9 protein-coding genes are annotated in these 8,423 nt (G+C 65.8%); 5 read left to right on the top strand and 4 right to left on the bottom strand.

Annotated elements, in window-relative coordinates:
• Nucleotides 1–319: 319 nt before the first annotated feature.
• Nucleotides 320–1,282, bottom strand: a complete 963-nt coding sequence (gene mdh, locus ACSSV4_RS19785) for a malate dehydrogenase (RefSeq protein ID WP_454276826.1) — start codon at nt 1,280–1,282, stop codon at nt 320–322.
• A gap of 158 nt (nt 1,283–1,440) precedes the next feature.
• Between mdh and ACSSV4_RS19780 the strand changes: the two genes are divergently transcribed.
• Nucleotides 1,441–2,184: a sulfite exporter TauE/SafE family protein gene (locus tag ACSSV4_RS19780; protein WP_454276825.1), complete on the top strand. Its 744-nt coding sequence runs from the start codon at nt 1,441–1,443 to the stop codon at nt 2,182–2,184.
• Between the two features lie 5 nt (nt 2,185–2,189).
• On the opposite strand, the gene ACSSV4_RS19775 is transcribed toward ACSSV4_RS19780, so the two are convergent.
• Nucleotides 2,190–2,495, bottom strand: a complete 306-nt coding sequence (locus tag ACSSV4_RS19775) for a hypothetical protein (protein WP_454276824.1) — start codon at nt 2,493–2,495, stop codon at nt 2,190–2,192.
• Nucleotides 2,496–2,691: 196 nt separating this feature from the next.
• Between ACSSV4_RS19775 and ACSSV4_RS19770 the strand changes: the two genes are divergently transcribed.
• Genes ACSSV4_RS19770 through ACSSV4_RS19755 form a run of 4 tightly spaced genes read left to right on the top strand, consistent with a single transcriptional unit; the run spans nt 2,692 to nt 5,343 of the window.
• On the top strand, nt 2,692–3,552 hold the full coding sequence (locus tag ACSSV4_RS19770) for an HpcH/HpaI aldolase/citrate lyase family protein (protein ID WP_454276823.1): 861 nt from the start codon (nt 2,692–2,694) through the stop codon (nt 3,550–3,552).
• Nucleotides 3,553–3,558: 6 nt separating this feature from the next.
• Nucleotides 3,559–4,104 carry an NnrU family protein gene (locus tag ACSSV4_RS19765; RefSeq protein WP_454276822.1) on the top strand — a complete coding sequence of 182 codons (546 nt, stop codon included), beginning with the start codon at nt 3,559–3,561 and terminating at the stop codon, nt 4,102–4,104.
• Nucleotides 4,105–4,108: 4 nt separating this feature from the next.
• Nucleotides 4,109–4,312, top strand: coding sequence for a DUF1737 domain-containing protein (locus ACSSV4_RS19760; protein WP_454276821.1), 204 nt, complete (start codon nt 4,109–4,111; stop codon nt 4,310–4,312).
• Nucleotides 4,313–4,314: 2 nt separating this feature from the next.
• Nucleotides 4,315–5,343 carry a MaoC family dehydratase gene (locus ACSSV4_RS19755; RefSeq protein WP_454276820.1) on the top strand — a complete coding sequence of 343 codons (1,029 nt, stop codon included), beginning with the start codon at nt 4,315–4,317 and terminating at the stop codon, nt 5,341–5,343.
• Nucleotides 5,344–5,347: 4 nt separating this feature from the next.
• Here ACSSV4_RS19755 and ACSSV4_RS19750 read toward each other — a convergent pair whose 3' ends face one another.
• Nucleotides 5,348–5,809, bottom strand: coding sequence for an NUDIX hydrolase (locus ACSSV4_RS19750; protein ID WP_454276819.1), 462 nt, complete (start codon nt 5,807–5,809; stop codon nt 5,348–5,350).
• 68 nt (nt 5,810–5,877) lie between these two features.
• Nucleotides 5,878–8,331 (bottom strand): ATP-dependent helicase HrpB, encoded by a 2,454-nt coding sequence (gene hrpB / locus ACSSV4_RS19745; protein ID WP_454276818.1) that lies wholly within the window; start codon nt 8,329–8,331, stop codon nt 5,878–5,880.
• Nucleotides 8,332–8,423 lie beyond the last annotated feature (92 nt).

The following is an 8,423-nucleotide window of genomic DNA, read 5'->3' as shown; positions in this document are numbered from 1 at the left end:
CTTCGCCTCCTCGGCGCGCAACACCGCCCGCCCCTCCGACACCGGCGCGCCGTAACTGCGAAGCAACGCCTTCGCCTGATACTCATGGATATTCATGGAACTGTCCCGTTTTGCTGCGATCAGGACCGGTATAGACATAAAAGCCTGCCCTCCTTAAACGCTTTTTTGCGGTTTCGGGCCAATTCGGGTGAAATTCGGCGATTTGTGATCACACGGGTAAATCGTGTGATCACAAATGGTATTGCATGATAAATTGTCGGTCCGAAAAGAATCGGGGCTGGACAATATCCAGCCCCGAACCAAGTGTAGCGATTGGCGATCAGGCGAGCGAGCCGTCGATCTCTTTGCAGGCCGCGACGAGGCCCTTGACCGCATCGACCGACTTGTCGAACATCTCCTGCTCGTCCTTGTTGAGCGAGATGTTGACGATGCGTTCGATGCCACCCGCGCCGATCACGGTGGGCACGCCCACATACATGCCCTTCACGCCCAACTCGCCATCGCAATGGGCGGCGCAGGGCAGGACGCGTTTCTGGTCCTTGAGATAGGCCTCTGCCATCTCGATGGCCGAGGTCGCGGGGGCGTAGAAGGCCGAACCGGTCTTGAGCAGGCCGACGATCTCGGCGCCGCCGTCACGGGTGCGCTGCAGGATCGCGTCGAGTTTGTCCTGCGTGGTCCAGCCCATCTTGATGAGATCCGGCAGCGGGATGCCCGCCACGGTGGAATAGCGCACGCAGGGCACCATCGTGTCGCCATGCCCGCCCAGAACGAAGGCGCTGACATCCTTCATGGAGACGTTGAATTCCAGGCTGAGGAAGTGGCGGAAGCGGGCAGAATCCAGCACACCGGCCATGCCGCAGACCTTGTTCGCGGGCAGGCCCGAGAACTTTTGCAGGGCCCAGACCATCGCGTCGAGCGGGTTGGTGATGCAGATCACGAAGGCGTCGGGCGCGTTGGCGGCGATGCCCTCGCCCACGGATTTCATGACCTTGAGGTTGATGCCCAGAAGGTCGTCGCGGCTCATGCCCGGCTTGCGCGGCACACCGGCGGTGACGATGCAGACATCCGCGCCTGCGATATCCTCGTAGGACTGGGTGCCTTTGAGGGCCGCGTCGAAGCCTTCGGAGGGGCCGGATTCCGCAATATCGAGCGCCTTGCCCTCGGGGGTGCCTTCGGCAATGTCGAACAGGATGATATCGCCCAGTTCCTTGAGCGCGGCGAGATGGGCGAGGGTGCCGCCAATCTGTCCGGCGCCGATCAGCGCAATCTTGGGTCTGGCCATTGGATAGTCTCCATCGGTTGAAAAGTTGCGCTTGGGCGTAGTCGGATTTTTGGCTTCATGCAAGGGTGCTGCGCTGCGGCAAATGCGGGCCGGGGGCTGTTGCATGCCGGGGCATGCCGGTAAAGTGCAGAGAATGGATGGATTTAAGGGTGCCGCACATGGGCTGGGACGTGTTTGCAATCGGGGTTCTGGCGGCGCTGTTCGCGGGTGTGTCAAAAGGGGGATTCGGCTCTGGCGCGGCCTTTGCGGGGGCGGCGATTCTGGCGCTGTTCGTGGAGCCGGGCATGGCCTTGGGCATCATGCTGCCGCTCTTGATGCTGATCGACGTGGCGACCTTGCGGCCCTATTGGCGGCAATGGGGGCGCGAGGAGGCGTGGTTCCTGATCCTCGGGGGGCTGCCGGGCGTGGCGTTTGGTGTGGTGTTCTACCGGGTGGCGGACGCGGATCTGTTGCGCCTGCTGATCGGGGCGATCGCGATCGGCTTCGTGCTCTGGCAGGTGTTGGTGCGAAGCGGTGTGATCCGGGGGGCGCGCCGCGCCTTGCCGGGATGGGCCGGGATGCTGGCGGGGATGGTCGCGGGATTTACCAGTTTCGTGAGCCATGCGGGCGGGCCACCCGCCGCCGTCTACCTGCTGTCGCGCGGCATCGACAAGACCCGCTATCAGGCGACCACGGTGATCATGTTCTTCGTGCTGAATATCGCCAAGGCGGTGCCCTATGCGGTGCTGGGCCTGTTCAGCGCGCAGACCCTGCTGATTGATCTGGCGCTGGCGCCCTTTGCGCTACTGGGCGCCTGGATCGGGGTGCGCGCGCACCGGGTGGTGCCGGAGCGGGCGTTTTTCGGTATCACCTATGTGTTGCTGGCGGTTACCGGGGCCAAGCTCATCTTTGATGCGCTGTGATGCGCTCAGGCGTCGCTGTCGGGTTTGGGAAGAGGGGCGGCCATCGCCTCGAACGCCTGACCGCTGGCGATGAGGCAGGTCAGCCCGTCGGGTAACGTTACCGTGATCGTCCAACTGCCGGAGGTTTGCGAGGCGAAAACCTCCATCACTGCGCCCTGGGCACCGAGGCCCATGGAGTGCCGCGTCTCGCCATAGGCGGTTGCCAGCCGGTCCACCACCACCTCGCGCGGGGCGCAATTTTCGGCTTGCGCCTGCGCGCCGCCTCCGATCAGTGCAAGCACGGCAAGCGCCGGGATCAAGCGTCTCAGCATCATCGCATCCTTTCTGAAGCTCTGTCCCTGCCATCCGCGGACAAGCTTGGCAAAGGAGAGGTGAACAACCGGTTAACGCGCCGCGACAGGGGCGGATGCTGCATCGCGGCAGAAAGGGGCTTGAAGTTTTGCGTTCAAAAGTGCCATTCCTGCGCAAGATTGTTGCATGCAGCAGAATACGAGAGAGGGCAGACCCATGGACAGCAACGCGCATCCCTATCGTTCGGTGCTCTATATTCCCGGCTCCAAGGAGCGGGCGCTGGAGAAGGCGCGCGAGTTGCCGACCGATGCGATCATCTTCGATCTGGAGGATGCTGTCGCGCCCGATGTCAAGGCCGAGGCGCGTACCACCCTCGCCGAGGCGCTGCGGCAGGGTGGCTATGGCAAGCGGTTCAAGGTCGTACGGATCAATGCGCTGACCACCGAATGGGGGCTGGAGGATGCCCGCGCCCTGCGCGATGCGGGGGCCGATGCGATCCTGCTGCCAAAGGTCAACACCCCCTCGGATATCGACAATCTGTCGGAAGTGATCGGCACTGATCTGCCGGTGTGGACGATGATGGAGACCCCGGGCTGCGTGTTCAACGCGCGCGAGATCGCGGCGCACCGGCAGGTGACGGGGCTGGTTGCGGGCACCAATGACCTGATCAAGGATCTGGGCTGCCGGGTGCGGGCCGACCGCCTGCCGCTGATGACGGCGCTGCAACGCATCGTGATGGCGGCGCGTGCCGCCCGGATCGTGGCGGTGGACGGGGTCTATAACCGGTTCCGCGATGGTGACGGGCTCAAGGCCGAATGCGAACAGGGGCGTGACCTGGGCTTTGATGGCAAGACGCTGATCCATCCGGCGCAGATCGAGATCGCCAACACCGCCTTTGCCCCGACCAATTCCGAGTTAGAGCTAGCCGAACGGCAGATCGCGGCCTATGAAGAAAGCCGGGCCTCGGGGCAGGGGATTGCGGTGGTCGATGGGCAGATCGTGGAGAATCTGCATGTCGTCGCGGCGCAGCGCACCCTTGCCCGCGCGCAGGCGATACGGGACATGGCAGCGGAGTAGCAACCAATGACGTACCTCATCCTCGGGCTGATCCTCTGGGTCGCGGCGCATCTCTTCAAACGGGTCGCCCCCGAACTGCGGGCGCGTATGGGAAATGCGGGCAAGGGCCTTGTCGCGGTCGGCGTTCTGGCCGGTCTGGTCCTGATGATCTATGGCTACCGGCAGGCGGAGGTCTTCAATGTCTGGTTCCCGCCCGCCTGGGCCGTGCATCTCAACAACCTGATGATGCTGGCCGCCGTGTTCGTCTACGGCATGAGTGCCACCAAGGGGCGGCTGCGCGGCGCGATGCGGCATCCGCAGCTGACTGCCGTGAAGATCTGGGCGGTGGCGCATTTGCTGGTCAATGGCGATCTGGCCTCGCTCGTTCTATTTGGCGGGCTGCTGGCCTGGGCGGTGCTGGAAGTGGTGGTGATCAACCTCTCGGAGGAATGGGACCGCCCGCAGCCGGGCGAGGCCAAGAAGGACGTGATCCTCGTGGTCATCACGGTGGTGATGTTCCTTGTCATCACCCTCATTCACAACTGGCTGGGCGTCTGGCCTTTCCCGGGGTAAGCCTATGAAACTCTATCGTTTTCTCTCTGCCGACGACACGTCGGAGTTTTGTCACAAGGTGACGGCGGCGCTGAATCAGGGTTGGGAGCTCTACGGCGATCCCACCTATGCCTTTGACGGGGCCAATGGCGTGATGCGCTGCGGGCAGGCCGTGGTGAAGGAGAAAGAGGGCGCGTATGCGCCCGGGATGAAGCTGGGAGAGCAGTGACAATGAAGACCAATCCGGGGCGGTTTTTCGAGGATTATACCCTCGGCGAGGTGATCCGCCACGCGGTGCCGCGCAGCGTGTCGGGGGGCGAGCGCGCGCTTTATCATGCGCTTTATCCGGCGCGCCATGCGCTCTATTCCTCGAACGAGTTCGCCCGCGCGAGCGGTCTGCCCGACAGCCCGATCGACGACATGGCGGCGTTTCACATCGTGTTCGGCAAGTCGGTGCCGGATATCTCGCTCAATGCCGTGGCCAATCTGGGCTATGCCGAGGCGCGCTGGCTGCGCCCGGTTTATCCCGGTGACACGCTGCGCAGCCAATCCGAGGTGATCGGGCTCAAGCAGAACTCATCCGGCAAGACCGGGGTGGTCTATGTACGCACCACGGGGTTCAATCAGCATGACCTGCCGGTGATGGAATTCGTGCGGTGGGTGATGGTGCGCAAGAACAACCTCGATGCGCCCGCGCCCGAGGCGGTGGTGCCGCAGACGGCGGCGGTGGTGGACCCGAGCGATCTGGTGATCCCGGCGGGGCTCGATTTCAGCCATTACGATTTCGGTCTGGCCGGCGAGCCGCACCGGGTGGGCGATTACGAGGTGGGCGAACAGATCGACCATGTCGACGGCGTGACCATCGAGGAAGCCGAGCACATGATGGCGACGCGGCTGTGGCAGAACACCTCGAAGACGCATTTCGATGCGACGCCGCGCGCGGACGGCAAGCGGCTGATTTATGGCGGGCACGTCATCTCGATGGCGCGGGCGCTGTCGTTCAATGGCCTCGCCAATGCGCAGATGATCGCCGCGATCAATGCAGGCAGCCACGCCAACCCCTGTTTCGCGGGCGACACCGTGCGCGCGTGGTCAGAGGTGCTGGACCGCGCCGAGGTGGATGCGCCGGGGGTGGGCGCGCTGCGCCTGCGGCTGGTGGCGACCAAGGGCGGCGCGCCCTTCACGCTCAGGGGCGAGGACGGCAAATACCTGCCGGATGTGCTGCTCGATCTGGATTACTGGGTGCTGATGCCGGTCTGAGCGGTCAGAACCGGCGCAGAATTTCCTGCAATTCGGGTTCATCGACCAGCTTTGCGGCCTTTTTCGGGCGGAGCCAGAGGCGCTCGCGTTCCTCGACCTCGGGAAAGCGGTCGGCCAGGTCGCGCTTGCGCACGCGCAGCTTGTAAACCAGCGCGATCAGCGGGCGGCTTGTCCCGTTATCCAGTCGTTTGTCGTAGGAAAACGTGCCCACCAGCTTGGCCTTCCTGGCGGTGCCGCGCACGCCTGCCTCTTCCCAGGCTTCCTGCAATGCGGATTCGGCGGCATTCATCCCGTCGATGGGCCAGCCCTTGGGCACGATCCAGCGACCGGTATCGCGGCTGGTGACCAGCAGCACCTTTTTCCTGCCCTTGACCTTGCGCCAGCACAGCGCCGCCACCTGCATGTCAGGCGGGTAAGGCGGGCGCACCGCGACGGCGGACGCATCAAAGGCAAAGCTGCGGGTCATATCCTGGTCCTGCTCGACCATATTGTTCTAAGGTAACATGTATACTACGCCTTGAATTTCAATGCAAATCATTGTGGTTTTCGCGATTTGGCGCGCAGGGTGGGATCGGCGGCGCGCGGGTCTTCGGGCCAGGGGTGTTTCGGATAGCGCCCGCGCATCTCCTTGCGCACCTCGGCATAGGAACTGTCCCAGAAGCCGGGAATGTCCGTCGTCGTCTGCACCGGCTTGTGCCCGGGCGACAAGAGCGTGACGCGCAGGCGCGTGCCGCCCACGGTGGGATGCGTGGTCTGGCCGAACATCTCTTGCAGGCGCAGGGTGATCTCGGGCGGGTCCGAGGCGTAATCGATCGGGATCTTGCGCCCGAGCGGCGTGGTGAAATGCGCCGGGGTCGCGCGGTCGAGCGCCTGCATCTGCTCCCATGAAAGCTGCGCGCGCAGTGCCTCCAGCATGTCGAAGCGTTTCCAGTCCTGCGCGGTCTTCACCCCCTTGAGCCAGGGCAGGAGCCATGTCTCCACGGTGTCCAGCAGCGCAGGCTCGGACAGGTCGGGCAGATCCGGCATGGTGTCGCGGCAGAGCATCTCGCGCGCCTTGAATCGGCGCGCCGCGTCAGACCAGTTCAGCCCCAGATCGCGCACCCCGTCGAGCATGGCGCGCGCCACGGTCTCGGCCGGGGCATCCTTCCAGTGCCGGTCGTCGAGGGTCAGCGCGCCAAGGCGTTCCTGCCGCCGCATCAGCACGCGCCGCTCGCGCCGGTCCCACAGGCAGACATCCTGCCAGGCGATCTGATCGGCGAACAGCGCGCGGATCTCGGCCTCGCTGATCTGCATCGCCTGCCGGATACGGGCCTCGCGCGGGTCGCCATCGAGGTCTGTCGCCACGATCAGCCGCGCGCCCGCCATCGGGTCGGCCTCGGGCATCACCGCGCCCTTGCCGCCCGAGAGCACGTAGCGCGGTGCCTCGCCCTTGCGGCGCAGCCCGATCCGGTCGGGATAGGCCAGCGCGGCGCATTCGGCATCGCTCAGCGCGGTCTTCGCGGGCTTGGTCTGCCGCGAAAGGCGTTTGGCCTCGGTGCGGATGCGCGCCACCGCGCCGCGACCCGCCGGGTGGGGGTGACGCTCGGCATAGGCGCGCGGATCGCGCAGGGCGGCGAGGCGGAGCGACAGATCGACCGGCGCGCCGCGCCCAAAAGGATCGCGATCCGCCAGCAGCGCCGCCATGGGGGCGGCGTCCGGCCCTGCGACGGTCAGCATATGCGCCAGGCGCGGGTGCAGCGGCAGCGCGGCCAGCGCGCGACCGTGATCGGTGATCAGGCCCCGCGCATCCAGCGCACCCAGCATGTGCAGCAGCGCCTGCGCCTCTGCAAAGCTGCCGGGATTGGGCGGGGTGAGGAAGGGCAGCTCGTCGGGCGCGGCCCCCCAGAGCGCGAGTTCCAGCGCCAGCCCGGCCAGGTCCGCCGCCTCGATCTCGGCGGGCGGAAAGAGCTGGAGCGCGCCGTCTTCCCCCTTGGTCCAGAGCCGGTAGCAAATGCCCTCGGCCACGCGGCCCGCGCGGCCCGCGCGCTGCGTGGCCTCGGCGCGGGTCACAGGCTCGGTCACCAGCCGCGACATGCCGGAACCGGGATCGAACCGCGCGCGCCGCGATCGACCGCCATCGACCACGACGCGAATATCCTCGATCGTCAGCGATGTTTCGGCGATGGCGGTGGCCAGCACGATCTTGCGGCCCTGCGTCACCGGCGCGATGGCGGCGCGCTGCGCGGCAAAGTCCATCGCACCAAAAAGCGGACGGATCTGACAGTCGGGCGGCAAGCGGCCCTTGAGCAAGGCCTCCACCCGCCGGATCTCGCCCTCGCCGGGCAGAAAGACCAGCACGCCGCCCTGTGTTTCGGAAACCGCCTGCGCCACCAGATCGGCGACACCCTCCTCGAATCGCTGCGCCTTGCGGCGGGGCTTGTCGAGCCAGCGGGTCTCGACCGGATAGCTGCGCCCCTCCGAGGTGATCATCGGCACATCGCCCATCAGCCGCGCCACCGGCCCGGCATCGAGCGTGGCCGACATCGCCAGCAGGATCAGGTCCTCGCGCAGCGCGCCGGCCACCTCGAGGCAGAGCGCCAGACCGAGATCGGCATTGAGCGAGCGTTCGTGAAACTCGTCGAAGATCACCGCGCCGATGCCGGGCAGGTCCGGGTCCGATTGGAGCATGCGGGTCAGAATGCCCTCGGTCACCACCTCGATCTGCGTCGCGCGGCCCACCTTCGCCTCGCCCCGGATGCGGTAGCCCACCGTCTCGCCAACGCCCTCGCGCAGGGTCTGCGCCATCCGCTCGGCGGCGGCGCGGGCCGCCAGACGACGCGGCTCCAGCATCAGGATGCGGCCCGTCACCAGACCCGCGCTCAGCATCTCCAGCGGCACCACGGTGGTCTTGCCCGCGCCCGGCGGGGCCTGCAACACCGCACGGCCCCGCCCGCGCAGTGCGTCGATCAGGTCGGGGATCGCGTCATGAATGGGCAGGGTTCGGGTCATCCCCCGCTTATCCGACAGGTACGCGCGATTGGCCAGAGGCCGGTGTCGGGGTTTCTTTACGGCAAAAATACTCAAGAACCATCATCTGCGGC

This window comes from Roseovarius sp. MBR-154, from assembly GCF_053628595.1.
Note: the sequence above shows the minus strand (reverse complement) of the source record. Positions and strands in the feature narration are given on the sequence as shown.